This is a genomic window from Streptomyces endocoffeicus (genome assembly GCF_016741935.1).
GTDB classification, from domain to species: Bacteria; Actinomycetota; Actinomycetes; order Streptomycetales; family Streptomycetaceae; genus Streptomyces; species Streptomyces endocoffeicus.
Window position 1 is genome coordinate 93,545 of the sequence record NZ_JAERRG010000009.1, and the last position, 24,953, is coordinate 118,497.

18 protein-coding genes are annotated in these 24,953 nt (G+C 73.0%); 7 read left to right on the plus strand and 11 right to left on the minus strand.

Annotation, left to right across the window (positions count from 1 at the left end; translation table 11 throughout):
• The first annotated feature begins 52 nt into the window (after positions 1-52).
• Positions 53-916 carry an NAD(P)H-binding protein gene (locus tag JK364_RS22800; protein WP_201853012.1) on the plus strand — a complete coding sequence of 288 codons (864 nt, stop codon included), beginning with the start codon at positions 53-55 and terminating at the stop codon, positions 914-916.
• Positions 917-971: 55 nt separating this feature from the next.
• On the opposite strand, the gene JK364_RS22805 is transcribed toward JK364_RS22800, so the two are convergent.
• A complete protein-coding gene (locus JK364_RS22805; protein ID WP_230992374.1) occupies positions 972-1,724 on the minus strand; it encodes a hypothetical protein in 753 nt (250 codons plus the stop codon).
• Between the two features lie 106 nt (positions 1,725-1,830).
• On the opposite strand from JK364_RS22805, the gene JK364_RS22810 reads away from it, so the two are divergent.
• The gene (locus tag JK364_RS22810; RefSeq protein ID WP_201853013.1) at positions 1,831-2,574 is read left to right on the plus strand and encodes an SIR2 family NAD-dependent protein deacylase; all 744 of its coding nucleotides are present in this window, start codon (positions 1,831-1,833) and stop codon (positions 2,572-2,574) included.
• A 15-nt stretch (positions 2,575-2,589) separates the two neighbouring features.
• On the opposite strand, the gene JK364_RS22815 is transcribed toward JK364_RS22810, so the two are convergent.
• Both JK364_RS22815 and JK364_RS22820 read right to left on the minus strand, forming a co-directional pair.
• Complete coding sequence (locus JK364_RS22815; protein ID WP_201853014.1) at positions 2,590-3,102, minus strand: methylated-DNA--[protein]-cysteine S-methyltransferase; 513 nt, start codon at positions 3,100-3,102, stop codon at positions 2,590-2,592.
• A 153-nt stretch (positions 3,103-3,255) separates the two neighbouring features.
• On the minus strand, positions 3,256-4,731 hold the full coding sequence (locus tag JK364_RS22820; protein ID WP_201853015.1) for a DNA-3-methyladenine glycosylase 2 family protein: 1,476 nt from the start codon (positions 4,729-4,731) through the stop codon (positions 3,256-3,258).
• Between the two features lie 174 nt (positions 4,732-4,905).
• Here JK364_RS22820 and JK364_RS22825 point away from each other — a divergent pair, with 174 nt between their 5' ends.
• The 5 genes from JK364_RS22825 to hemC all read left to right on the plus strand — a co-directional run bounded on the left by JK364_RS22825 (position 4,906) and on the right by hemC (position 14,439).
• Positions 4,906-5,325 (plus strand): CU044_2847 family protein, encoded by a 420-nt coding sequence (locus JK364_RS22825; RefSeq protein ID WP_230992375.1) that lies wholly within the window; start codon positions 4,906-4,908, stop codon positions 5,323-5,325.
• 5 nt (positions 5,326-5,330) lie between these two features.
• Positions 5,331-7,583, plus strand: coding sequence for a VMAP-C domain-containing protein (locus tag JK364_RS22830; RefSeq protein WP_201853017.1), 2,253 nt, complete (start codon positions 5,331-5,333; stop codon positions 7,581-7,583).
• Between the two features lie 91 nt (positions 7,584-7,674).
• Entirely contained in the window at positions 7,675-8,664 is a 990-nt protein-coding gene (locus JK364_RS22835) for an AAA family ATPase (RefSeq protein WP_230992376.1), read from the plus strand.
• 3 nt (positions 8,665-8,667) lie between these two features.
• Positions 8,668-13,473 carry an SAV_2336 N-terminal domain-related protein gene (locus tag JK364_RS22840; RefSeq protein WP_201853019.1) on the plus strand — a complete coding sequence of 1,602 codons (4,806 nt, stop codon included), beginning with the start codon at positions 8,668-8,670 and terminating at the stop codon, positions 13,471-13,473.
• Between the two features lie 30 nt (positions 13,474-13,503).
• Positions 13,504-14,439, plus strand: a complete 936-nt coding sequence (gene hemC, locus JK364_RS22845) for a hydroxymethylbilane synthase (RefSeq protein WP_201853020.1) — start codon at positions 13,504-13,506, stop codon at positions 14,437-14,439.
• Positions 14,440-14,511: 72 nt separating this feature from the next.
• Here the strand turns inward: hemC and JK364_RS22850 are convergent, their stop codons facing one another.
• The 8 genes from JK364_RS22850 to JK364_RS22885 form a co-directional block, all read right to left on the minus strand.
• A complete protein-coding gene (locus tag JK364_RS22850; protein ID WP_201853304.1) occupies positions 14,512-15,924 on the minus strand; it encodes a phytoene desaturase family protein in 1,413 nt (470 codons plus the stop codon).
• A 47-nt stretch (positions 15,925-15,971) separates the two neighbouring features.
• Positions 15,972-16,799, minus strand: a complete 828-nt coding sequence (locus tag JK364_RS22855) for an inositol monophosphatase family protein (protein ID WP_201853021.1) — start codon at positions 16,797-16,799, stop codon at positions 15,972-15,974.
• A gap of 155 nt (positions 16,800-16,954) precedes the next feature.
• Positions 16,955-18,445, minus strand: coding sequence for an MFS transporter (locus tag JK364_RS22860; RefSeq protein ID WP_201853022.1), 1,491 nt, complete (start codon positions 18,443-18,445; stop codon positions 16,955-16,957).
• Positions 18,446-18,549: 104 nt separating this feature from the next.
• Positions 18,550-19,587 carry a methyltransferase gene (locus tag JK364_RS22865; protein WP_201853023.1) on the minus strand — a complete coding sequence of 346 codons (1,038 nt, stop codon included), beginning with the start codon at positions 19,585-19,587 and terminating at the stop codon, positions 18,550-18,552.
• A gap of 217 nt (positions 19,588-19,804) precedes the next feature.
• Positions 19,805-20,806, minus strand: a complete 1,002-nt coding sequence (locus JK364_RS22870; protein WP_201853024.1) for a TIGR03842 family LLM class F420-dependent oxidoreductase — start codon at positions 20,804-20,806, stop codon at positions 19,805-19,807.
• A gap of 14 nt (positions 20,807-20,820) precedes the next feature.
• A complete protein-coding gene (gene hydA, locus JK364_RS22875; RefSeq protein ID WP_201853305.1) occupies positions 20,821-22,224 on the minus strand; it encodes a dihydropyrimidinase in 1,404 nt (467 codons plus the stop codon).
• A complete protein-coding gene (locus JK364_RS22880) occupies positions 22,221-23,588 on the minus strand; it encodes an aspartate aminotransferase family protein (protein WP_307841375.1) in 1,368 nt (455 codons plus the stop codon). Before JK364_RS22880 ends, hydA begins: the two co-directional genes overlap by 4 nt.
• Positions 23,588-24,430: a nitrilase-related carbon-nitrogen hydrolase gene (locus tag JK364_RS22885; protein ID WP_201853025.1), complete on the minus strand. Its 843-nt coding sequence runs from the start codon at positions 24,428-24,430 to the stop codon at positions 23,588-23,590. Before JK364_RS22885 ends, JK364_RS22880 begins: the two co-directional genes overlap by 1 nt.
• Positions 24,431-24,953 lie beyond the last annotated feature (523 nt).

Below are 24,953 nucleotides of genomic sequence, written 5' to 3' on the forward strand. Positions count from 1 at the left end.
TCCGGTGATACGTTGACGGCGATAGCACTGGAAACAGGCAGAGGAGATCACCGTGATCATCGTTACCGGAGCCAATGGCCAGCTCGGCCGGATGGTCGCCGAGCGGCTGCTGAAAGCCGTCCCCACCGAGGAGATCGGCGTCAGCGTGCGCGATGTGGAGGCGGCACGGGACCTCGGCGCGCGGGGCGTGCGTGTCCGCCGGGGCGACTTCGCCGACCCGGACACCCTCCCCCACGCCTTCGAGGGCGCCTCGAAGGTCCTGATCGTCTCGACGGGCACCACGGGCGAGGCCGCCGTCCGAGGCCACCGCGCGGCCATCGCGGCCGCGGCGGCGGCCGGGGCCAAGCGGATCCTCTACACGAGCCACATGGGCGCGAGCCCGTCCTCGCCGTTCGTCCCGATGCCCGACCACGCCGCCACCGAGGAGGCTCTGCGGCGGTCCGGTGTCCCCTTCACCTCGCTGCGCAACGGCTTCTACATCTCATCGGCCGTGGAGCTGGTCAGGGGCGCGCTGGAGACGGGCGTCCTGGCCGTGCCGGAGGACGGGCCGGTCGCCTGGACCGCCCACGCCGACCTCGCCGACGCGGCGGTCCTCGCCCTCACCGGGGAGGTACTGGACGGTCTGAGCCCCGCGCTCACCGGTCCCGAGGTGATCGACATGGCCGGAATCGCGGATATCCTCACGCGGCTGACGGGCCGCCCGATCCGCCGGGTGGTCGTCTCCGACGACGAGTACCGGGCGCAGTTGGTCACCCATGGTGTGCCCGAGTCGTCGGCCGACCTGCTCGTCGGCCTCTTCGCCGCCGCCCGCGACGGCGACTTCGCACCGGTCGACCCCACGCTCGCCGATGTTCTCGGTCGACCCGTGGTGCGTGTGGAGGACTACCTGAAGTCGGCGCTCACGACGCCTCGGTGACGTACCGCACGAATCGGGCCCAGCCGCGCGCCGAGAGGGTGCGTCCACGCGGACGTCAGCGGTCGGCGGTGTCCCATTCGCTGCCCAGCCAGCCGCCGTGGCTGTCGAGGAGGGCGACGAGGGAGGCGGTCACGCGATCGTCCCACCAGTCCGCCACGGCCTTGAGCTCGAAGGCGGTCCCGGGGCCGCTGTGGAAGTCGAGGACGATCCGGCGGTCCAGCCGCCAGCGGGTGCGGCGCGGGGTGCGGCCGGGGTCGCCGCCGCCGTTGAGGATGATGCCGATCACGACCAGCAGTTGGAGGGGGAGGAACAGCCACCACACGCCCCACCAGAAGGGCCGCCCCTTGAAGCCCACGGCGGGCCGGGAGCCGGTCTGCTGGACGGTCCAGCGGGTGCGGAGGCCGCCCTTCATGGCCGGGCGGCGGGTGACGAGGGCCAGGGGTTCACCGGCGGCGCCCAGGACTTCGTAGGCGGCGGGGCCGCCCTTGGTGGCCGACTTGGTCACCACCTGCGCGAACACCTGCTCTCGATGGGGATCTGCCCAGAGGGTGAACGCGCGGGTGCCCTCCTTACGGGCGGCACGGTACTCGGGGAGGCCGCCGCCGGGTGGGTTCCGCCGCTCGGGGAAGGCCAGCGGGCGGCTGGTGCGGCCACGGCGGGCGGGGCCGTCGGCGATCCGTATCGTCCAGGGGAGGCCGTCCTCCGGTGCGCGCGCCTGGTCTTCCTGGTCTTCCTGGTCCTCCTGGTCTTCCCGGTCCTCCTGTGCGTCCTGTGCGTCGTGGCTGGTCAGCCACAGGAAACGTGCCATTCCCGTACTCTCCCCGTCCGCCGCGTCCGTCCCGGTGCCGGGCGGACTTTACCCGTCCGGCAAAACGCGCTCGCCGTCGGCCGCGCGGCGTGCGTACGCTCGCCGCATGAGCAGCGAGACGACGCACCGGCCGCTGGTGGCGATCCTCAGCGGGGCGGGCATCTCCACCGACTCCGGGATCCCCGACTACCGCGGTCCGCAGGGGCTGTGGCGGCGCGACCCCGAGGCCGAGAAGCTCGTGACGTACGAGTACTACATGACCGACCCCGGCATCCGGCGCCGCTCCTGGGAGATGCGGCGCGACAGCAAGGCGCTGCAGGCCCGGCCCAACGGGGCGCACGAGGCCGTCGCCCGGCTGGAGCGCTCGGGGGTGCCGGTGCGGGTGATCACCCAGAACGTGGACGGGCTGCACCAGATCGCCGGGATGCCCGCGCGCAAGGTGCTGGAACTGCACGGCACCGCGCGGGCCGTGCGGTGCACCCACTGCGAGGCGCGGTCCGGGATGGACGAGGCGCTGGAACGGGTCGCGGCGGGTGAGGCGGATCCGGCGTGCCGGGAGTGCGGCGGGATCCTGAAGTCGGCCACGGTGATGTTCGGGGAGAGCCTCGATCCGGAGGTACTGACGGAAGCGGTCGCGGTGGCGCAGGCGTGCGAGATCTTCATCGCGGTCGGCACCAGTCTCCAGGTTCAGCCCGCGGCCTCGCTCGCTGGGCTGGCCGCCGAGCATGGGGCCCGGCTGATCATCGTCAACGCGGAGCCGACGCCGTACGACGAGCTCGCGGACGAGGTCGTTCGCGAGCCCATCAGTGCGGCGCTGCCCAGTTTGTTGGATCGCATCGCCGCGGGCTGATCACTGACTTCAGCGTCAGAAGAGGCCCGGTAGCTCTTGCCGCTCTTGCCGCGCCTCGAAGTCCAGCAGGCGCCGCTTGCGGTCCAGGCCGCCGCCGTAGCCGGTGAGGCTGCCGGTCGAGCCGACGACGCGGTGGCAGGGGACGATGATGCCGACCGGGTTCTTGCCGTTGGCCAGGCCCACCGCGCGGGAGGCGGTCGGCTGTCCGAGGCGGTCGGCCAACTGGCCGTACGACCAGGTCTCGCCGTACGGGATGGCCCGCAGCTCGGCCCAGACGCGGCGCTGGAAGGGCGTGCCGTCCAGGTGCAGCGGCAGGTCGAACTCGGTCAGCTCGCCCGCGAAGTAGGCCGTGAGCTGGCGGATGGTCTCGGCGAAGGGGGTGTCGGCTGGGTCGCCGGGGCCGCCGAAGGTTTCCTCGGGTGGGCGGTGGCGCTGCTCGACCATGTAGAGGCCGGACAGGTCGGTGCCGGTGGCCACGAGGGTGAGGGGGCCGTAGGGGCTGTCGATGGTGGTGTGGGTGCGGTTCACGAAGTTCCTCTCAGGTGCGGGGTGGGCGGCTTTCCGGGGTAGCGGCCGCCGTTTCGTTGCCGGGTGCGGCCCGGTGGCCGGTTTGTGCCCACCCGTCCCTCCCCCAGCTACCGCTGGGAGGTGCCCCCTCGCGGAACGATTGCCCACAAACGGTCATGCTGCGGGTAGGCGGTTGATGGGGTGGGCCGCGTCCGTCGCCCATAGGTATTGGACGGCGTAGGCGCGCCAGGGGCGCCAGTGGGTCGAGTGGCGGGTGAGGGCGCCGGGCGTGGCGGGCAGGCCCAGTTCGGCGGCGGCGCGGCGCACCCCGAGGTCGGTCGGGACGAAGGCGTCCGGGTCGCCGAGGGCCCGCATCGCGATCACCTCGACGGTCCAGGGGCCGAGCCCCGGCAGCGCCCCGAGGCTCGCGCGGGCCTCGTCCCAGTCGCTGCCGACGCCGAGCGCGACCCGGCCCTCGGCGAGCGCGCCGATCAGCCCGGTAAGGGTCGCGCGGCGGGTGCGGGGCATGGCCAGCTTCTCGGGGTCCAGCCCGGCGAGGGCCTGGACGGACGGGAAGAGGTGGGTCAGGCCGCCCGCCGGGTCCTCCACGGGCTCGCCGTGCGCCGTCACCAGGCGCCCGGCGTGGGTGCGGGCGGCCGCCGTGGACACCTGCTGTCCGAGCACCGCGCGGACCGCGAACTCGTCCGCGTCCACCGCGCGCGGCACCCGTCGCCCCGGGGCCTTGTCGACGAGCGGGGCCAGCTGGAGGTCCGTACGGAGCAGGTCGTCCACGGCGGCCGGGTCCGCGTCGAGGTCCAGCAGCCGCCGGCAGCGGCTGATCGCCCCGGCCAGGTCGCGCAGGTCGGCGAGGGAGAGCTGGCAGGCGATGTGGTCCGGCCGGGGGTTGAGGGTGACCACCCCGGGCCCGTACGGCAGCCGCAGGGTGCGCCGGTACGCGCCGTCGCGCCACTCCTCGACGCCGGGGACGGCGGTGGCGGCGAGGTGGCCGAAGAGGTTGTCGGGGCACAGCGGCGCGCGGAACGGCAGCCGCAGCGTGAGCGCCCCCGGCACGCTGGTCCGTGGCCCGCGGCTGGCCCGCTGCCGCAGCTCGGTCGGGGAGAGCGCGAAGATCTCCCGTACGGTCTCGTTGAACGCGCGGACGCTGGCGAACCCGGCCGCGAAGGCGATGTCCGCCATCGGCAGCGCGCTGGTCTCGATCAGCAGCCGCGCGGTCTGCGCCCGCTGGGCCCTGGCGAGCGCGAGCGGGCCCGCGCCGAGCTCGGCGAGCAGCTGCCGCTCGATCTGCCGGGTGCTGTATCCCAGCCGGGCGGCGAGGCCCGGCACCCCGTCCCGGTCCACCACACCGTCGGCGATCAGCCGCATGGCACGGGCCACCAGATCCGCCCGCTCGTTCCACTGCGGCGAGCCGGGGCTGGCGTCCGGACGGCACCGCTTGCAGGCCCGGAACCCGGCCTGCTGGGCGGCCGCGGCGCTGGGGTAGAACCGCATGTTCTCGGGCTTGGGCCCGACGACCGGGCAGCTCGGCCGGCAGTAGATCCCGGTGGTCACAACGGCGATGAAGAACCACCCGTCGAAGCGGGCGTCCTTCGCCTGTGCGGCGCGGAGGCACCGGTCGGTGTCGGTGTGCATGGGTCCAGCATCCGCCAGCGGGGTGGGGGCAGGCTCGCGGAAATCCGACATCGACCTTACGCGGGGCGCCCCGGTGGCGCGCGCCGTGGCCCCGCGCCGTGGCCCCGCGCCACATCCGTCGTTCCGGCGGCGTTTGGTGCGAAGGGGCAGACCGGAGGCCTGATGATCGGCATGATGAGGAATGTGACGGAACACCGTGAGATACCCCTGGCGGACGGCACGACCGTACGGCTGGAACTGGCCCCCGTAGGAGACGCCTCCCCCGAGGACGCGTACGGCGGCGTCGGCGGCGTGACCCCGGTGGGGCGCGGGCCGCGGGCCGCCGCGGCCACGCTCGCCAACGCCGGTCTGGGCATCATCCTGCAAGGGCTGGGGCCGGTGCTCCAGGACGTACACGACGCCGTCAGCTCGGCTCCGCATCCGCCCCAGGAGTTCACCGTGGAGTTCGGGGTGCAGGTCGGCCAGGACCTCAAACTCGGCATCGTGGGCGCCAACGGGAACGCCAACCTGACCATTTCGGCCACCTGGAGGCCGTCGGAGCGGCCCGAGCCGACAGCGCCGCCGGGGTCGTCCCGGCCCGGCCCCGCGGGCTGAAGCCCATGGGGTGGTTCCACGCGCACGGGGTCTCGTCACGGCCCGCGGTGTCCATTCTCGCCAAGGCCGACGGAAGACCGGCGGGCGCGGGCGTCCTGCTGCCAGGACGCCATCTGCTGACATGCGCTCATGTGGTCAACAGCGCGCTGGGAAAGGACATGCTGGCCCCGGATCACCCGGGCCCGATCGCCGTGCCCGTACGGCTCCACGGACCGGAGCACACCGTCGAGGCCCATGCCGAGCTGACGGTCTGGATACCGCCCCGGACCGACGACGGCGGCCTGGGCGCCTTCGAATGGAACGGCGACCTCGCCGTCCTGCGGCTGAACGGAGCGCTGCCGCCCGCGATCGAGCCGCCGCGCTGGCACCCGATGGCCAAGCGGCAGCTCGTACGGGCCTGGCACGGCAGCGGTGAGCCGGGGGTGTTCGCGGACGCCGAAGTGAGCGCGTGCGACGGGCGGTTCGGCTACTTCGACGGGGCCGAGCGCGCCCTGGACATCGAACCCGCCTACAGCGGCGGCCCGTTGTGGTCCAACGAGGAGGGCGCCGTCGTCGGGCTCGTCACGGCCAAACTCCACGTCCGGGGGGTGCTGCGCCGCGCCTGGGGGATCCCCTGGCAGCGCGTGACGCGGGAGCTGGACGACGCCGGGGCGGGCCATCTGCTGCCCCGGCAGCCCACGGAGGACGTGCGCGACCACCCCGCCTACGCGGAGCTCGTCGCCCTGCTGGACGGGCCGCTGCCGCTGTCCGAGGGCTGGATCCGCTGCTGCCGTACGGTCGCCCGGCAGTGCGGTCTCGGCCATCGCGCGGACGGCGTGCCCTCCGCCGAGGAGTTCGCCCAGCTGCTGCTCACCCGGGGGCGTGCGCTGCCCGCGCTGGTCGAGGCGGTACGCGGTACGGCCGGCCCGGTGGCCGACGACCTCCTCGCCATAGGACGCCGCTGGGGGCTGCCCAAGCTGCTCTCGCCGGGCGAGCACGAGCGGCTGCTGGTCCAGCTGCGCGCCCTGCCCGCGGCCGCCGCGGCCGGTGTCCCCGGGGCCGTACGGGCGTCGCTGCCGCTGGCGGCCCTGTCCGTGGCGCTGCTCACCGGCGGTGACGGCCATCATGGGGGCGGTGGGGACGACCGGAACAGCGGGGGCGGCGGGGATGGCGGGAAAGCCGGGAACGGCGGGCGGTTCGAGGCGCTGATCGCCCATGTGGAGGGGCTGCACGGGGACAGCTCGGCGGCCGACGACGGGGTCATGCCCGCCGTGCCGGGCCTGCTGCGTGCCGTGGAGTTCGTGGCCGCGGGCTGCTGCCCGGCGGATCGGCGCGCCGCGCTGCGGCGGTGGAACGCGGCGGTCGCCCGCCGCCTCGGCGTCCACGACGCCGCCCTGATGGACCGCCGCCACGACGCCGAACAGTGGGCGCGGAACGCCTCCCGGGGCACCGCGCCCCGCGTCGTGGCCAGGCTGGACCGCTGCGGGGCCGCACCACCGGGCGGCGCACCACCGGGCGGCGCACCGGCGGGCGGCGCACCGGCGGCGGCGCGGGAGGAGGAGCCGGAGCGCTACCGGCTGCGGCTGTGGTGCGACGACGGGGACGGGCTGCGCCAGGTGTCGGACGACAGCGAACGGCCGCGCGGCGCACAGGAGGTGGCCCAGGAGATCTTCGCCGCCGTGGGCTCGCTGCGCCGTCCCGACCCCTCGGGGCCACGGCCCGTCATCGAACTGATCGTGGACCGGGACACCTTGGAGGTGCCCGTGGACCGCTGGAAGGCCGCGGGGCCGGGAGCGGTGCTCCCCATCCGGCTCGGCACCCCGTACCCCCTGGTCGTCAACTGCCCCGAGCTGCGGGAGCTGAACGGCGGCACGATGCTGGACCAGTGGCGGGAGCGCTGGGCCCGGCTGGAGGCCGAGGAGCCCGTGCACATCGACGACACCACGGCCCCGGACCCGGAGGCGGTGTGCGGTCTGCTCATGGAGCGGCTCACCGCCCGGGTCACCGTCGATGTGGCGGCCCACCGGCGCACCGGTGTGGTGCAGATGTGTCTGGCCGCGGGCGTTCCGGTGGTGCTGTGGGACCGCAGCGGGGAGCAGGGGTCCCCGGCCGTGCGCCACGCGGCGGGGGCGAGCACCCGTCAACTGCCCGAGGCCGTACGGACCTACCGTACGAAGACCCTGCAACGGCCCGACGAGTACCCCGGGCGGCCCGTGCTCGCCTGGGCCGATGCCGGGCGGGCGCTGCCACGGCTGGACCTTGTGGACCCCACGGAGTGACGGTGGGACCCGCGAGGGCGGCGAGATGTGATGACGAGACGGCAGGAGGCGCGCGATGTCCGCTGAGGCGGGCCGAGAGGGAGGTTCCCCGATGAATCCACGGGAAGAGCCCGACTGGCGGCTGTTCCGGGGGGACGGCGTGCCCCGACATGTGGAGATGCCACCCGCCCCGCCGTGGCGCCGCTTCGGCGCCGGGGAGCAGGCGGCGCCCGACGGGGAGCGGGCGCCGTCCGCTTCCGGTCCGGCGCGCCCGGCGCCGTATCTGATCGAGCCCGAACACGCGGACGTCGTCAACGCGGCCCTCCATCTGCGGCGTCCGCTGCTCGTCACCGGCAGCCCCGGGACCGGCAAGTCCTCGCTCGCGCGGGCGATCGCGCATGAGATGGACCTGGCCGAGGTGCTGCGCTGGCCGGTCAACAGCCGTTCCACCGTGCAGGACGCGCTCTACCGCTACGACGCGATCGGGCGGCTGCGCGAGACGGCCCTGACGCGCGACCGCGGCGAGGCCGAGCCCGACATCGGCAGCTTCGTACGGCTCGGGCCGCTGGGCACCGCGCTGGTGCCGGGCGAACGCCCCCGGGTGCTGCTCGTCGACGAGCTCGACAAGGGCGACGTCGACCTGCCGAACGACCTGCTGACCGTCTTCGAGGAGGGCGAGTTCGAGATCCCCGAGCTGGCCCGGCTGCCGGAGGAGCAGTCGGTGGTGGAGGTGCTCACCGAGCGGGCGGGCGAGCGGGCCACGGTGCGGCGGGGCCGACTGGTGTGCGAGGAGTTCCCGGTCGTGGTGATCACCAGCAACGGTGAGCGCGACTTCCCGCCCGCCTTCCTCCGCCGCTGTGTCCGGCTGGAGCTGCCCACCCCCGACGAGTCGCGGCTGCGGGCGATCGTCACCGCGCATCTGGGAGACGACGCGCTGGAGGACGTCGATCAGCTGCTGGACGCGTTTCTCCGGCGCCGGGCGGCCCGCGAGCTGGCGACCGACCAGCTGCTGAACGCCGTGTTCCTGCGGGCGGGCGGCATGGACGTGACGGCGGACGGGCTGCTGGAAGCGGTGCTGCACCGGCTGGGCGGGGCGGTGTGACACGTGGAGCGGGGGGACGCCGAGCGGGGCGGGGCCAGGCAGGGTGACGCCGAGCAGGGCGACACCACGCAGGGCGGCACCGGGCAGGGGGACGCCACGCAAGGCGGGGCCAGGCAGGGCGACACCACACAAGGCGGCACCGGCCAGGGCGACCCCACACGGGGCGGGCCCGGCCAGGGCGACACCACACGGGGCGGCACCAGGCAGGGCGACACCACACAAGGCGGCACCGGGCAGAGCGACGCCACGCAGGGCGGCACCGGGCAGGGGGACGCCACACAAGGCGAGCCCGGGCAGAGCGACGCCACACGGGGTGGCACCAGGCAGAGCGACACCACACAAGGCGGACCCGGGGGCGGCGGCACCGGGCGAGACCGCGCCGGGCAAGGCCCCGCCAGGCCGTTGGGGCGGCTTGACGAGGCGATCGCGGTCCTCGCCTCCAGCGGTCTCGAGCTGTCCAGGGAAGAGCTGCTCGACGCGCTCTGGCTGGCCGGACGGCTGCCCGAGGACGGCGCCGAGCGGGCGCCCCTGGCCCGCGCGGTGACCCGCGGCGGGGCGGCGCTGCCCGCCACCCGCCCCGAGCCCGCTCCCCGCCCCGCGACCACGGCCTCGCCGCCCGCGTCCGCTCAGCGGACCGGCCGGCCGACCGCGCCCGCCCGCACCGCGCACACCAACGGCGGCGAGCCCGGCGCCCAGCCGTCCGCCTCCGCGAAGGGGCGGCCGGACGACCCGCCGGAGCAGCGCCCCGCCCGGACCCCGCGCGGTGGCGATCAGCGGCTGCGCGGTCTGTACGGCGGCGGCCAAGGACCCGGTGCGGAGGGCGCCGAGGGCGTGCCTCCGGAGACGCGGCGCGCGCTGCCGCTCCGCGTGCCCGAGGACAAGGCGCTGCACCAGGAGCTCTCCATCGGCCGTGCCCTGCGCCCGCTCAAACAGCACCGCCCCAATCCGCTCAAGCGGGAGTTCGACGAGGCCGCCACGGCCACGGCGCTCGCCGAGACGGGTCTGCCGGACGTGGTGACCCGCCCCGCCCGCGAACGCTGGCTCGATCTCGCGCTCGTCATCGACGACGGGATGTCGATGCTGCTGTGGCGGCGGCTCGCCGTCGAGCTGCGGACCGTACTGCAGCGCTCGGGCGCCTTCCGCGTCGTCCGGGTGCTGGGCCTGCACACGCGCGGCGGCGGCGCCCCCGCGCTGCGCGCCCGCCCCTACGCCCCAGAGGCCCCCCTGCTGCCCACGACGGCGCTGTCCGACCCCTCCGGGCACACGCTGGTGCTCGTGGTGAGCGACGGGGTGGGCGCGGCGTGGCGGGACGGGCGGATGGGCCAGGTGCTGGCGCGCTGGGCGGGGCTGGGCCCCACGGCGGTGGTGCACGCGCTGCCGCCCCGGCTGTGGGAGGGCTCCGGGATCCGGACCCGGCGCTGGCAGGTGCGCACCCGCAGACCGGGCTCGGCGAACGCGGACTGGACGGTCGCGGATCCGGTGCTGCCCGCCGCCCTGGCGCGTTTCGACGGAGTGCCGGTTCCGGTACTGGAGCCGGACGCCGGGCCGCTGGCCGACTGGGCCCGGCTGATCGCCTCCGCGAGCGGTACGGCGGTCCTCCCGCTGCTGGTCCCGCCGCGCAACGGCCCGCGCGATGACCCACACGACGGCCCGCACGACAGCCCGCACGACGGCCCCCGCACCGCCCCCGCCGCCGCCGTCCCCGGCCCGGCCGCCGTCCCCGGCCCGGCGGCCGTCCCCGGCCCCGCCGCCGTCACCGCCCCGGCCGATGAGCTCGGCCGCGTCCAGCGCTTCCGGGACGCGGCGTCCCCGGAGGCGTACCGGCTGGCGGCCCATCTCGCCGCCGTGGCACCGCTGCCGGTGCCGGTGATGCGGATGGTGCAGAAGGCGGTGGACGGCCGGACCGACACCGGACGGCTGGCCGAGGTGTTCCTGGGCGGGCTGATGCGCCCCGTCGAACCGCCCGCCTCGGCGGGTTCGGACCCGCTCCCGCCCGAACACCGCCCCTTCACCTTCACCGACGCGGCACAGCGGGCGCTGCTGGGCGCGGTGCCGCTGGCGGAGCTGGTCGCGACCAGCCGACTCATCGGCCGTCGTCTTGAGCAACTGGCGGGCCGCTCCCCCGACTTCCCGGCCTGGCTGGCCGACCCGGGTGGCAGCGACCGGCTCCCGCCCGGCGCCCGGCCCTTCAGCACGGTGGAGCGACGGCTGGCGGCCCGGCTGGGGGCGCCGCCGCGGCCGTCGCTGATCACGACGCCGACGACTGGGGTGCGATGGCACCCTCTGGCATCCCGCGATCCGCGGGTGCTCGGCCCGTACCGGCTGCTGAGGGCCGGACCGCGGGGAGCGCGCGTCGTGCCCTATCTGGGCCATGACGCCTACGGCGAGGAGGCCGTCGTCACCGTCGTTCCCGAGCTTCCCGCGCCACAGGCCGCGGCCCTGCTCGGGGTACAGGCGGAGGCACTGCGCCGGATGGACGGCCGCCATGCGCCCCGGCTGCTGCGCGAGGGGCTGGACGAGGACGTCCCGTGGGTGGCCGAAGAAGTGTTCCTCGGCCACCGGCTGCACGATGTCCTGTTCGAGCGCGCCGATCAATGGGACGGGCACACCGCCCTCGCGATCGCCCGGCGGATCGCGGACGCGGTGCGCGTATGCGCGGCCGAGGGGATGGCGCACGGCGACCTCACCGTCAACACCGTGCACATCGCCGGTGAGGACGTCTTCGTGACCGGCTGGTCCTCGGCCCGCATCGACGGCGCGCCGTCCCCGACGACCCTCGGGAGCGGCCCGCCCACTCCCGAGGAGAATGTCGGAGCGCTGGGCGGCATCCTGCTGTGCCTCGGCGGCGGGGGGCAGCTGTACGCGTACGGCCGGGACGCCTACGACATGCCGCGCTGGAGCGGTGACGCGTGGCGGCCGGTCCGGGACATGGTGATGGCATGCCTGGAGCGGCGGGGCCGCCCGACGGCCGCGCAGGTCTGGGAGTTCCTCACCGCCTTCCAGCCGGACGCCGGGGTGCCGCAGGCCCACCCCCGGAGCCCACGGCCCGAGCGACCCGCCTTCTGCTTGCTGTGCGGCAATCGACTGGAACCGGACGACCGTTACTGTGACGCGTGCGGCGAGGACCTGTCCAGGACACCCCCGCTGTCGGCGTCCCCCGGCGCCACGTCCGACTCCGCTCCCGCTCCCGGCACGGAGCCGGAGAGCGGCCTGCCGTCGTTCGACCGGTACCGGGCCCAGCGCAGGCTGGGCGGCAGCCGGGGCTACAGCGTCTATCTGGCTCATGCGGCACGCGATCCCAGGGGGCAGGTGGTGATCCGCACCGCCGGGGCCGAGGGCGCGAGGCGGGAGCTGCGGACCGAGGCGGAGGCGCTGCGGCGGATGGCCGGGCACTACGCGCCACGGCTCTTCGCGGACGCCTCCTCCCTCGACCCCCCGTGGCTCACCCAGGAGTTCATCCACCTGCCCGACGGTTCACCGGCCCCACCGCTGTCCACGCTCCTGGGCCGGAGGCCCGACGGCTCACCCCGGCTGGACGCCGTGCACGCCGCCACCATCGGCCTCCGCATCGCCGAGGCGGTGAACATGTGCGCGCTCAAGGGCGTCGTTCTCGGGACCCTTACGGCGGACACCGTGCTCGTCGTCGGCCGTACGGTGAAGCTCATCGGCTGGACCGACGCGAGCATCAACGACCGCCGCCCGAAAGCCCCCACCGACGCGGACAACGTCTACGCCCTGGGCGAGATCCTCCGCGCCCTGAGCGACGCGCAGCCGACCGCTCAGCTCTCCCAGACGGACGCCGTATGGCGCGAACCCAAGCTGATCTCGATCATCTCCGCCTGTCTGGACGACCGGCCGGGCAGGCGTCCGTCGGCGGGCCGGGTGGCGGACGTCCTCGTCCAGTGTCTGCCGCCCGTGCTGACCTTGCCCAATACGTCGTACGAGGTCGGGACCGCGGCCCCCGCCCCACCGCCGGACGAGACAGACGAGACAGACGAGACACCGGACACGGCGGCTCCCGAGCCGCCGCAGCCCCCTCGCTCCACCCGCTCGCGCCTGGCCGCGCTCGTCGGGCTCGGCGGGCGGTCGGCCAGGGCGGAGCAGCGACAGCGGAAGCTGGACCTCATCCGTACGCCGCTGCCGTCCTGCCACCGCGTCGCGGTGACCTGCACGGTGGGGACCGAGCACACCGCGACGACGCTCGTGCTCGGTTCGATCCTCGCGAGCGAACGCGAGGACAAGGTCGCCGCGTTCGGCGCGGGACCGTTGGGCATCGAGGTGGGTCACACCAGGCGGGCACCGTCCGGGCTCGAGATCTTCGCGGGGCCCTCCGCACCGGGCGCCCGCACGACCCCGAGAACCCGGCCCACGGACCAGGAACCCCGCCGCGTCCTCGCCGACCTGAGCGGCCGCTACGCGGTCGTCCTCGCCGACACCGGTTCGTTCCTCAACGCCAGACAGGCAATCCTCGACCTCGCCGACCAGCTGTTGATCGTCACCAGCCCGTCCGCCGAGCACAGGTGGAGCGCGCACACGATCCTGGACAAGCTGGAGGAAGGCGGTCATGCGGAGCTGGTACGCCAGGCCATCACCGTGATCAACAGGTCGTCCGAGACCGAGACCGCCTCCGACGGCGATCTGGCGGAGGGGTTCCGGGCCCGCTGCCGCGGTGTGGTCGTCGTGCCGTACGACGAACATCTGGCCACCGAGCGTGACATCGGCCTCGAACAACTCGCCCCCAAGACCCTCGACGCCCACATCGACCTCGCCGCCCTGGTCGCGGAGGGGTTCCCCGGGGCCGGGACATAGCGCCCGCCGCGAGGGCCTATCCTCTACGCCATGTCGTCCGCCGATTTGATCCGCATCGTCTCCCGTTCCTCCCCCATGGCTCTCGCCCAGGTCGAACGGGTCCGTACCGAGCTCGCCGCGCTGCGGCCGGGGATCCGTACGGAGGTCGTACCGGTCACCACCTCCGGCGACCGCTGGATGGGCGATCTGTCGAAGCTGGGCGGGAAGGGCGCGTTCACCAAGGAGGTGGACGCCACGCTGCTGGCGGGTGAGGCGGATCTCGCGGTGCACTGCATCAAGGACGTGCCCGCCGACCGTCCGCTGCCCGCGGGCACGGTCTTCGCCGCGTACCTCAAGCGGGACGACATCCGCGACGCCGTGATCCACCCCGGCGGGCTGACCCTCGACGAGATGCCCGCGGGGACCCGGATCGGCACCTCCTCGGTCCGCCGCGTCGCCCAACTGGCCATCACCCACCCGCAGCTGGAGTGCGTGCCGATGCGCGGCAACGCCAACCGCCGGCTGGAGAAGCTGGACGCGGGCGACTGCGACGCGCTGCTGCTGGCCGTCTCGGGTCTCGAGCGGATCGGCCGTACGGACCGGATCAGCGAGATCCTGCCGGTGGACACCATGTGCCCGCCGATCGGGGCCGGGGTGCTGGGGCTCCAGTGCCGGGAGGACGACACCGAGACGATCGAGGCCGTGGCCGGACTCGGCGACGCCGCGGTCTGGAAGGAAATCACCGCGGAGCGCATGCTGCTGCATGTCCTCCAGGGCCACTGCAACTCCCCCATCGCGGGCTACGCCAGGGCCGAGCGCGACGGCCGCCTCTCGCTGCGCGCCCGGGTCTTCAGCCCCGACGGCAAGACGGTCCTGGACGCCCACGAATGGGCGGGCCCCCTGGACCCGGCCACCCTGGGCACGTCGGTCGCGGTGGCACTCCTCCGGCAGGGCGCCCGCGAGGTCATCGACACCATCCCGCACTGAGGCACCATCCCGCACTTGAGGCGCTGTTGTCCCGCGCTGAGACCGCCCCAGGCCCCTCCCGGGCCCTCCCCCCTACCGCGCCCGCAGCCGCCGCCACACCGCACGTGCCGCGTGGTGGCCGGACATGCCGTGGACGCCGGGGCCGGGTGGGGTGGCGGAGGAGCAGAGGTAGACCGCGGGGTGGGCGGTGGCGTAGGGGACGCGGGCCAGCTTGGGGCGTATGACGGCCTGGATGCCCTCGAAGGCGCCGCAGGCGATGTCGCCGTCGATGTAGTTGGCGTTGCGGGCGGCGAGTTCGGGTGGGCCGGCCGCCGCGCGGGCCAGGACCAGATCGCGGAAGCCGGGGGCGAAGCGCTCGATCTGACGCTCGATCACCTCGGTGGCGTCGCCCTTCCAGCCGCTGGGCACATGGCCGTAGGCCCAGAAGGTGTGCTTGCCCTCCGGGGCGCGGGAGGGGTCCAGGAGGCTGGGCTGGGCGGTGATCAGGAACGGGGAGGAGGGGTCGCGGCCCTCGACGGCGGCCCGTAGCGCCGCGCCGATCTCGCCCGAGGTGGGGCCGACGTGGACGGTGCCCGCGCGGCGGGCGTCGGGCGCGGTCCAGGGGACCGGGCCGGACAGCGCGTAGTCGAGTTTGAAGGCGCTGGCCCCGTAGCGGTAGCGGCGGTAGGCGTTGCCGAGACCGGCGATACGGGCCAGGGCGCGCGGCGAGGTGTCGAAGATGTAGGCGCGGGCGGGCGGCAGCTCGTCGAGCCGCTTGACCTCGGTGGAGACGTGGATCGTCCCGCCGTGTGCGCGCAGGTACGCCCCCAGCGCGTCCACGATCGACTGGGAGCCGCCGCGCGGGATCGGCCAGCCGACCTCATGGGCCGCGACGGCGAACATCAGGGCGGGGCCGCCGGTGGCCGGGGAGCTGGTGGGCGCGATGGCGTGCCCGGCCAGCCCGGCGAACAGGGCGCGCGCCTTCTCGTCGCGGAAACGGAGCGGACCGGCGAGCAGCGAGACCGGCTGGAGGGCGTGCAGCCCGAAGCGGGCCCAGGTGATCGGGTCGCGGGGCACCCCGTCCCAGTGGGTGCGCAGCAGATCGGGGGCGAGGGTGGCCCAGCGGCCGAGGTAGGGGGCCAGCAGCCGGCGGTAGGTGCCGGCGTCGCGGGGGCCGAGCGACATGGCGGTCTCGCCGACCGAGCGGGCCAGCACCGCGGCCGTGCCGTCCGGGAAGGGGTGGGCGAGCGGCAGCTCGGGGTGGAGCCACTCCAGGCCGTACCGGGACAGCGGCATCCGGTCGAAGGCCGGGGAGCCGATGGCGAGGGGGTGCACGGCGGAGCACGGGTCGTGCCGGAAGCCGGGGAGGGTCAGCTCTTCGGTGCGTGAGCCCCCGCCGATGGTGTCCGCGGCCTCGAAGATCTCCACCGCGCAGCCGCGGCGGGCGAGTTCGACGGCCGCGGTCAGCCCGTTCGGTCCGGCACCCACTACGACCGCGTCGAGCATGGACGGCACGTCGGCTCCCCCTCGTCCTCGAGGTATCGGTGGAACGATCAGCCGGCGTCGGCCAGCAGGCCCAGGATATGCCGAACTGCCGCCTCGTCCCTGGCCGCCGTGAAAGGAAGGGCGTTGCCCCCGCTGATCCGGAACGGCTTGCCGTCGAGCGTGCTGTGTGCCCCGCCCGCCTCGTCGACCAGCAGCAGACCGGCGGCGTGGTCCCAGGCGTTCTCCCAGGTGAAGGCGACGGCGTCGAGCAGCCCCCGGGCCACGTTCAGATACTCCAGACCGGCCGAACCGCAGGGGCGCACCTCGGCGCCCGGCGCCCGGAGGCCCGACAGGGTGCGCTTCTCCGCGTCGGTGGTGAAGTCGAAGTGGGAGATGGCGACGTGGAGGACCGTGCCGGGCTCCGGGGAGCCGCTGTGGATCGGCTCGCCGTTCAGCAGCGCGCCCCCGCCACGGCGGGCGATGGCCATCAGGTCGAGCACCGGGGCGTAGGTCCAGGACGCGAGGAGCTCTTCCCGGTGGGCGAGGGTGACCAGCGTCGAGAAGCCGGGGTCGCCGTGGACGAACTGCCGGGTGCCGTCGACCGGGTCGACGATCCAGACGGGCGCGTCGCCGCCGAGGGCGGTGAGCACGGCCGGGTCGGCGTGCACCGCCTCCTCGCCCACCACCACGGAGCCGGGCAGCAGCTTGGTGAGGGCGTCGGTCAGATGCTCCTCGGCCAGCCGGTCGGCGGTGGTCACCAGGTCGTGCGGGCCCTGCTTCTCGACGATCTCATGGGCGGCGAGCTGCCGGAAGCGCGGCATGACCTCTTCGGCGACCGCCTCGCGGACCGCCTTCTCCACCGCGCCGAGATCACCGGCGAGAAATTCATCGATCATGCGTTCATCGAATCATGTCTCTGCGACAGCGAGTGGCACGGCGACTGCGGGAAGGTGTCATCGAGGTGAAGGGAGCGACCGCCGCGAAAGGCATGAACCCATACATTTACCGACATCACCGCTCACCTCGGTGAAGTACGGGAACCGGCGCGGGGTCACGGCACGCGTTCGGCGGGCTGGTCGGGGGCCGGTTCCGGGCTGGGCTCCGCCGGGCGGCGGGCCCGGGAGCCGGTGGTGAGCAGGCCCAGCGCCATGATGGCGAGCCCGCATCCGGCCATGATCGCCCAGCCCAGATGGCTGGCCCCGGGGAACCCGGAGCTGAAGGGGCCGTGCACCCGGGCGGTGGAGACCGAGCCGAGGACGGCGACGCCGAGGGCCGCCCCCACCTGGCGGCCGGTGGAGGTGACCGCGGCGGCCACCCCCGCCTGGGAGCGCGGCATCCCGGAGACGGCCGAGTAGGTCAGCGGGGCGTCGAGCATGCCGAAGCCGATGCCGAACGCCACATAGGCGATGACCAGGTACCAGATCGGGGTGTCCGCCCGCACCTGGGTCAGCAGCAGTCCGCACGCCGCCGTACCGGCCCCGGCGATCACCATCGGGACGCGCGGGCCGCGGGCGCCGACGATACGGCCCGCGAGCGGTGAGGAGACCAGGGTCATGGCCGCCATCGGCAGCGTGAGCAGCCCGGTGTGCAGCGGGGAGAACTCCTTGACGTCCTGGAGGTACAGGGCGTTGAGGAAGAGGAACCCGGCGAGCGCGGCGAAGCCGCAGACCGCCGAGGCGATGGCGCCGCTGAAGGAGGGGCTGCGGAAGAAGCGGACGTCCAGCAGCGGTTCGGCACGGCGGAGTTCATAGCGGATGAGAGAGACCGCGGCGGCCACGGCGACCGTGAAGCAGCCGACGATGGGCGCCGAGTCCCAGCCCTTGACCGGGCCCTCGATGATGCCGAACGTGAGCGTCGCCAGCGCCACGATCACCAGCAGCTGCCCCACTGGATCGAGCCTGCGCGGCCGCGGGGCCTTGGACTCGGGGACGAACAGCGCGGTGAGGGCCAGGGCGAGGGCGGCGACCGGGAGGTTGACCCAGAAGACGGCCTGCCAGCCGGTGGAGTCCACCAGCGCACCGCCGACGACGGGCCCCAGCGCGATGCTCACGCCCGCGACCGCGCCCCACATCCCGATCGCCCTGGCCCGCTCCCTCAGGTCGGTGAAGGTGTTGGCGATGATCGAGACCGCGACCGGGTTGAGCATGGCGCCGCCCGTGGCCTGCACCATCCGGAAGGCGATCAGCGAACCGGTGTCGGACGCCAGCCCGCACAGCAGCGACCCCAGGCTGAACAGCAGCAGCCCGGTCTGGAACGTTCTGCGCCTGCCGAACCGGTCGGCCATGGAGCCGGAGAGCATCAGCAGGCTGGCGAGCACCACGGTGTAGGCGTCCACCGTCCACTGGAGCCCCGAGGGCGTGGCGTCCAGGTCCTCCTGGATGGACGGCAGGGCGAGGTTCACGATGGTGGTGTCGAGGCCCACCATGAACAGGCTGATGCAGCAGATCCCCAGGATCAGCCACTTGTGGCGGTGGTGCGGCGGCGGGCGGTCGCCCTCGCCGTCCGCGTGGCCCGGGGTGGCTGGGCTCGTGGCGCCGGCCATGGTTCGCCTCCCGATCGGGGCGGGTCGTGCCCCCGGCGCACGGGCCGTCGCGACCTCCGCATCGCACGGCGTGCCCGCCGGGGGTGTCCTCGCCTGGTTCCGGACTATGCCTTGCGGCCGGTGATCACGACGGTGTCCGCGCCGAGCGGCACCCGTCCGGCGGGCTCGATGCCCACCGCGCGGAACCACTCCTCGTACTCGGCGCCCGTGTAGACCATGCCCTCGCCGGAGGCGATGGTGTGGAAGTACGCGGACAGCAGCGCCGCCCGCTCGGGTCCGGTGCCGTCGTCGTCCTGGCGCGGGGTGACCACGTAGATCGCGCCGCCGGGAGGGAGGGCGCGGGCGGCCTTGGCGAGGAGTTCCTGGACCCGCTCGGGGGACCAGATCTCCAGGAAGTGCGCGAAGAGCACTCCGTCGCAGCCTCTCGGGAACTCGTCGTGGAAGGCGTCGAGGCTCACCGCCCGCACCCGGTCGGCCAGCCCCAGCTTCTCGATCTTCTGGTTGGCGGCCGCCGCGATGGAGGGCAGATCGCCGATGGTGATGCGCAGATCGGGTCGGCGGGCGGCGAAGTTGGAGGCGTTGATGGCCGTTCCGCCGCCGATGTCGAGGAGGTGGGTGCACTCGGAGAGGTCGAGCTTCTCTCCCAGTTCGGCGCCCACGAGCCTGCTCACCGAGGACATCATGGTGTGGAATGTGGCTTCCAGTTCGGGATTTTCGGCGAGCCGCCCGTAGAGGGTGGACGCCGTTCCCGGAATCTCACGCCGCAGACCGACGTTGGTGTCTTCCTTGAGGGATTCACAGAACCAGGCCATCGCCCGGTAGATACCGTCTTGTTCCCAGGGAATGTTGGAGGCGGGCGCCTCGTCGAAGTTGGCGGTCAGCGGTTTCGAGAGAGGGGTGGTGTGGTAGCCGTCGCCCTTCTTGTCCAAAAGCCCGAATACCGTACAGCCGAGAAGGAGGATACGGGTGGGCTGCTCCTTGAGCCCCAGCCGGGTGGCTATCTCGCCCACGGCCAGGCCGGGCTCCTTCTCCGCCAGTGCGAAGAGCCCTAACTGGAATGCCGCACTCAGGAACTGAAACCGATAGTGGGCCTTGTAGAGCCCCCGGAGCTCCACATCTATCGGTACCTCGGTTTGTGTCATGCCCAACCCTTCTGTGGCAAGGAGTCGTTCGGCCGACCGCACATCAGAGCACAAAAACCGAGGTGATTGTAACCATGTTCGAAGGTATTCGGGGGCCCGCTTTTTGTTCTCCGCGGCCGCCCGCCGATAGTCGACGAGCGGCCGCGGAAACGGAATTAACCCCTCCTTAGGAAAAGGGGCCATGCCTTGCCGGGGTGCGGCTGAAGCGGCGAGCCGGTCAGCCGGTGAGCGCGGGGATGACGTGCTCGCCGTACGCGTCGAGCGTGCGCTCCTTCGCGTCATGCATCGCGTAGACCGCGAACTGGCCGACCCCCAGCTCGCGCAGCCGCTCCAGCTTCTCGATATGCGCCTCGACCGGGCCCAGCAGACAGAACCGGTCCACGATCTCGTCGGGCACGAACGCCGTGTCCGGGTTGCCGGCCCGGCCGTGGTGGGCGTAGTCGTACCCCTGCCGCCTCCTGATGTACGCGGTCAGGGACTCGGGCACGGCGCCGGAGTGCTCACCGTAGCGGGAGACCAGGTCGGCCACGTGGTTGCCGACCATGCCGCCGAACCAGCGGCACTGCTCACGGGCGTGGTCCAGATCGTCGCCGACATACGCGGGGGCGGCGACGCAGATGGTGACCGCGTCCGGATCGCGCCCGGCCTCGGCGGCGGCGGAGCGCACCGCCTTGACCATCCACTCCGTCAGGAACGGGTCGGCGAGCTGCAGGATGAAGCCGTCGGCCTTCCGCCCGGCCAGCGCGAGCGCCTTGGGCCCGTACGCCGCCATCCACACCGGAAGCCTGCTGTCCTCGATCCAGGGGATGCGCATCGGGCTGCCGTCCACGACGGCCTCCCGGCCCTCCGCCAGATCGCGGATGGCGCCGATGGCGTCCTCCAGCCGGGCGAGGGTGTTGGGCTTGCGCCCCGCCACCCGCAGCGCGGAGTCGCCACGGCCGATCCCGCAGACGGTGCGGTTGCCGTACATCTCGTTGAGCGTGGCGAAGGTGGAGGCCGTCACCTCCCAGGTCCGGGTGGACGGATTGGTGACCATGGGACCGACGATCAGCCGCTCGGTCCGGGCCAGGATCTGGCTGTAGATGACGAACGGCTCCTGCCACAGCACGGCGGAGTCGAACGTCCAGCCGTAGCCGAAGCCATTGCGCTCGGCGCGGCGCATCAGCTCGACGACGGCCGAGGCCGGTGGATCGGTCTGCAGCACGAGTCCGAAGTCCATGCTCGCTCCCTGGGTCAGCTCAGGTACTGACAGGTGTCGCGGATGAGGAACTGGCCGTGCCCGGCGCGTCCGGTGTACTCCCGCCGGTCGATGACGGGGACACCGCGCGAGAGCACGGTCTCGACCTGCCCGGTGATCTGCTTGCCCTCGTACGCCGAGTAGTCGACGTTCATGTGGTGGGTCTCGGCGGACAGGGTCTGCCGGGCCTCCGGGTCGTAGACGACGATGTCGGCGTCGGCCCCGGGCGCGATGGTGCCCTTGCGCGGGTAGAGGCCGAACATCCTGGCCGGGGTGGCGCAGGCGATCTCGATCCAGCGGCGGCGGGAGATACGGCCGTCCACCACGGCCTGGTGGAGCAGGTCCATCCGGTGCTCCACGCCCGGCATACCGTTGGGGATCTTGGAGAAGTCGCCCCGGCCCAGCTCCTTCTGCCCGGTGAAGCAGAACGGGCAGTGGTCGGTGGAGACCACCTGGAGGTCGTTGGTCCGCAGCCCCCGCCACAGCGCGGCCTGGTGCTCGACGGGCCGCAGCGGGGTGGAGCAGACGTACTTGGCGCCCTCGAAGTCCGGTTCGGCGAGATTGTCCGTGGACAGGAACAGATACTGCGGACAGGTCTCGCCGAAGACCGGAAGCCCCAGGTCACGGGCGTGGATCAGCTCCGCGACGGCCTCCTCGGCCGATACGTGGACCACATACAGCGGGGCGCCGGCCACCCGGGCGAGCTGGATGGCGCGATGCGTCGCCTCCGACTCCAGCAGCGCCTTGCGGACCTCACCGTGGTAGCGGGGGTCGGTCCTGCCCTCGGCCAGGGCCTGCTCCACCAGGACGTCGATGGCGATGCCGTTCTCGGCGTGCATCATGATCAGCCCGCCGTTGCCGGAGGCGCGCTGCATGGCCCGCAGGATCTGCCCGTCGTCGCTGTAGAAGACCCCCGGATAGGCCATGAACAGCTTGAAGCTGCTCACGCCCTCCCCCACCAGCAGATCCATCTCCTTGAGGGTGCTCTCGTTCACATCGGAGAGGATCATGTGGAAGCCGTAGTCGATGGCGCAGTTGCCGCGCGCCTTGAGGTGCCAGGCGTCCAGCCCCTCGCGCAGGGCGTGGCCCACGGTCTGTACGGCGAAGTCCACGATGGTGGTGGTGCCGCCCCAGGCCGCCGCCCGGGTGCCGGTCTCGAAGGTGTCGGAGGCGAAGGTGCCGCCGAACGGCATCTCCATATGGGTGTGCCCGTCGACCCCGCCCGGGATGACGTACTTGCCGGTGGCGTCGATCGTACGGTCGGCGGTCCAGCCCTGGGTCCACTCGCTGCCGGGCGTGGCGAGGGCGGCGACCTTGCCGTCCTCGATCAGCACATCGGCCGGGGTCTCCTCGGCGGCGGTGACGACCAGCCCGCCGCGGATCACGGTACGGGACATCAGCTCGCGCTCCTTCCGGACCGGGTGGTCTCCAGGCCGGTCTTGAGGGCTGCTTCGAGGATCTCCGCGCCCTCCTCGGCCTCGGCGACGGTGAGGCTGAGCGGCGGGGCGATCCGCAGCACGCTGGTGTTGTGCCCGCCGCCCTTGCCGATGAGCAGCCCGCCCTCCCGGGCTGCCTCCAGCACGGCGGACGCGCCCTCGGGGGACGGCTCGCCGGTGCCCGGGTCCACCAGCTCGATGCCGATCATCAGCCCCCGGCCGCGGACCTCGCGCACACCGTCCAGACCGGCGCAGGCGGCGCGCAGCCGCTCGATCAGCAGCCCGCCGACCCGGCGGGAGTTGCCCTGGAGATCGTGTTCGACCAGGTGGTTGAGGTTGGCCAGACCGGCGGCCATGGTGATGGGGCTGCCGCCGAAGGTGGAGATGGAATTGGCGCCCAGGCAGTTCATGACCTCGGCACGGGCCACGACACCGCCGATCGACATGCCGTTGCCGATGCCCTTGGCGAAGGTGAGGATGTCGGGCGGCCCGGAGCCGTCGTGCGCCTGCCAGCCCCAGAAGTGGTCGCCGCTGCGGCCCCAGCCGGTCTGCACCTCGTCGGTGATCCACAGGATCCCGTGCCGGTCGAGCACCTCGCGGAAGGCGGCGAACAGCCCGTCGGGCGGGGAGGTGAAGCCGCCGACGCCCTGGATCGGCTCGGCGATCAGCGCGGCGACATTGCCGTGCGCCTGGCCGAGTACGTCCTCCAGGTCGGCCACGCACGCCTTGATGAACTCGCCGTCGGACAGCCCGGCGAACGGCCCCCGGGTGCGCACCGCGCCGTGCACGTACAGCGTCTGCAACGGGGACAGGCTGGTCGGCGACCAGCCGCGGTTGCCGGTGATGCCGACGGTCGAGAAGGAGCGGCCGTGATAGCTGTTGCGCATCGCCAGGATCTGGTTGGAGCGACGGTAGGTCGTGGCGAGCAACAGGGCCGTGTCATTGGCCTCGGTGCCGGAGGTGGTGAAGAAGACCCGCGCGTCCGGGATGCCCGACAGCGCGGCGACCCGCTCGGCCAGGTCGACCATGGGCCGGTCGAGGTAGAGCGTCGAGGTGTGCAGGATCCGGCCGGCCTGCTCGCTGATCGCCTTGGTGACCTCGGGGAGGGCGTGGGCGGTCATCGTGGTGAGGATGCCGCCGAAGAAGTCGAGGTAGCGATTGCCCTCGGCGTCCCAGACATGGCGTCCCTCGCCGTGGGTGATCTCGATGGGGCGCTGGTAGTAGACGGCGAGCCAGTCGGGGAGTACGGCCTGGTGGCGGGCGTGGAGGGTGGCGTGGGGGCCGCTTTTCGCGTCGTTGATGCCTTTGACGTCGTTGATGTCGCCGATCACGGCTGCACCAGCCCCTCGTAGGCGTCGGGCCGCCGGTCCCGGTAGAACGCCCACTGCTGGCGCACCTCGTCGATCAGGCCGAAGTCGAGGTCGCGGACGATCAGCTCCTCCTTCCTGTCACTGGCCACATCGCCGACGAACTGGCCGCGCGGATCGACGAAGTAGCTGGTGCCGTAGAAGTCGTTGTCGCCGTACTCCTCGGTGCCGACGCGGTTGATCGCGGCGATGAAGTACTCATTGGCGACGGCCGCGGCGGGCTGCTCCAGCTGCCAGAGGTAGGCCGACAGGCCGCGGGAGGTGGCCGACGGGTTGTAGACCAGCTGCGCCCCGGCCAGGCCCAGCTCGCGCCAGCCCTCGGGGAAGTGGCGGTCGTAGCAGATGTACACCCCGACCTTGCCCACGGCGGTGTCGAACACCGGCCAGCCCAGGTTTCCCGGCTTGAAGTAGTACTTCTCCCAGAACCCCTTGACCTGCGGAATGTGGTGCTTGCGGTACTTGCCGAGATAGCTGCCGTCCGCGTCGATCACGGCGGCGGTGTTGTAGTAGAAGCCGGACTGCTCGAGCTCGAAGACGGGGACGACGATCACCATCCCGGTCTCCCGGGCCAGCTCCCGCATCCGCCGCACGGTCGGCCCGTCCGGCACCGCCTCCGCCCACCGGTAGTGTTCCGCCTCCTGCACCTGGCAGAAGTACGGCGCGTTGAACACCTCCTGGAAGCCGATCACCTTGGCGCCCTGAGCGGCCGCCTCCCGGGCGTGTTCCTCATGCTTCGCGATCATCGATTCGGTATCGCCGGTCCAGGTGGCCTGGACGAGGGCGGCACGTACGAGGTTGGCCATGATGAGCTCCTCAACCTGTGTCTACGCACGTAGAATCCGGGCTGTGAAGAACGTAAGAGCGCACTGACCACTCTGGCAATACCGCCGCCGTTACTCAACGAAGACGATCACGTTTCGTGTTTTATCGGGTCTTGGATTCGGGTGGGAGCGGGGCGCTCGGGCTTCTCGGCTCGTATGGGTGCGGGTTTCGTCTCGCGCCTTCGGCGCAATTGAGCAGCGGCGGCGGGGGTGGGGGGCGCGGCGCCGCCGCCGGGCGCCGGGGCGACGGATGCGGGCGCCGGTGGCGGCTTCGCCGGACGGGAGCTGGGGGCGGTGCCGGACAGCGCGAGGGGTTGGGGTACCCCTCCCGAAAACGTTTGACAAATTAGTTGCTTCAGATCAAGCGTTTTTTCGGGGGGTACCCGGAGGGGCCGTCCGGCATCGGCCTCAGCTCCCGGGCACAGATGCCGCCACCGGCGCCCGCGCCCACCGGCCCGGCGCCCGGCGACGCGGCGCGCGCCCCCACCCCCTGCCCCGCTGCTCA

Bases quoted from the DNA above. Each gene is read 5' to 3' on its own strand.
- JK364_RS22830 (WP_201853017.1), top strand. From the start codon at position 5,331: ATGGGGTGGTTCCACGCGCACGGGGTCTCGTCACGGCCCGCGGTGTCC.
- JK364_RS22805 (WP_230992374.1), bottom strand. From the start codon at position 1,724: ATGGCACGTTTCCTGTGGCTGACCAGCCACGACGCACAGGACGCACAG.
- JK364_RS22885 (WP_201853025.1), bottom strand. From the start codon at position 24,430: ATGGCCAACCTCGTACGTGCCGCCCTCGTCCAGGCCACCTGGACCGGC.
- JK364_RS22825 (WP_230992375.1), top strand. From the start codon at position 4,906: ATGAGGAATGTGACGGAACACCGTGAGATACCCCTGGCGGACGGCACG.
- JK364_RS22850 (WP_201853304.1), bottom strand. From the start codon at position 15,924: ATGCTCGACGCGGTCGTAGTGGGTGCCGGACCGAACGGGCTGACCGCG.
- JK364_RS22870 (WP_201853024.1), bottom strand. From the start codon at position 20,806: ATGGACTTCGGACTCGTGCTGCAGACCGATCCACCGGCCTCGGCCGTC.
- hemC (WP_201853020.1), top strand. From the start codon at position 13,504: ATGTCGTCCGCCGATTTGATCCGCATCGTCTCCCGTTCCTCCCCCATG.
- JK364_RS22855 (WP_201853021.1), bottom strand. From the start codon at position 16,799: ATGATCGATGAATTTCTCGCCGGTGATCTCGGCGCGGTGGAGAAGGCG.
- JK364_RS22810 (WP_201853013.1), top strand. From the start codon at position 1,831: ATGAGCAGCGAGACGACGCACCGGCCGCTGGTGGCGATCCTCAGCGGG.
- JK364_RS22860 (WP_201853022.1), bottom strand. From the start codon at position 18,445: ATGGCCGGCGCCACGAGCCCAGCCACCCCGGGCCACGCGGACGGCGAG.
- JK364_RS22835 (WP_230992376.1), top strand. From the start codon at position 7,675: ATGAATCCACGGGAAGAGCCCGACTGGCGGCTGTTCCGGGGGGACGGC.
- JK364_RS22865 (WP_201853023.1), bottom strand. From the start codon at position 19,587: ATGACACAAACCGAGGTACCGATAGATGTGGAGCTCCGGGGGCTCTAC.
- JK364_RS22820 (WP_201853015.1), bottom strand. From the start codon at position 4,731: ATGCACACCGACACCGACCGGTGCCTCCGCGCCGCACAGGCGAAGGAC.